Raw genomic sequence first — 429 nt, 5'->3', positions numbered from 1 at the left:
CCGTTATCTTGACTGTAACGGACATTCACGGAAACGTAAGCAGCAATACCGCAACTGTAACTGTGGAAGACAAAGTTGTACCAGTTGTTTTGACACAAAACATCGCGATCCAGCTGAATGCATCAGGAAGCGCAAGCATTGCTGCAACACAAATCAACAATGGGTCAACTGACAATTGTGGAATAGCAAGCATCAGCTTAGACAAAACAGCGTTTGACTGTTCAAACGTTGGAGCCAATACCGTTATCTTGACTGTAACGGACATTCACGGAAACGTAAGCAGCAATACCGCAACTGTAACTGTGGAAGACAAAGTTGTACCAGTTGTTTTGACACAAAACATCGCGATCCAGCTGAATGCATCAGGAAGCGCAAGCATTGCTGCAACACAAATCAACAATGGGTCAACTGACAATTGTGGAATAGCAA

1 protein-coding gene is annotated in these 429 nt (G+C 43.8%); it reads left to right on the top strand.

Annotated elements, in window-relative coordinates; all coding sequences use genetic code 11:
• Positions 1-429: hypothetical protein (locus AC0608_RS13670; protein ID WP_478289453.1), on the top strand; the 429-nt coding region annotated here is incomplete at both ends.

The organism is Flavobacterium sp. GNP008 (assembly GCF_056428965.1).
Note: the sequence above shows the minus strand (reverse complement) of the source record. Positions and strands in the feature narration are given on the sequence as shown.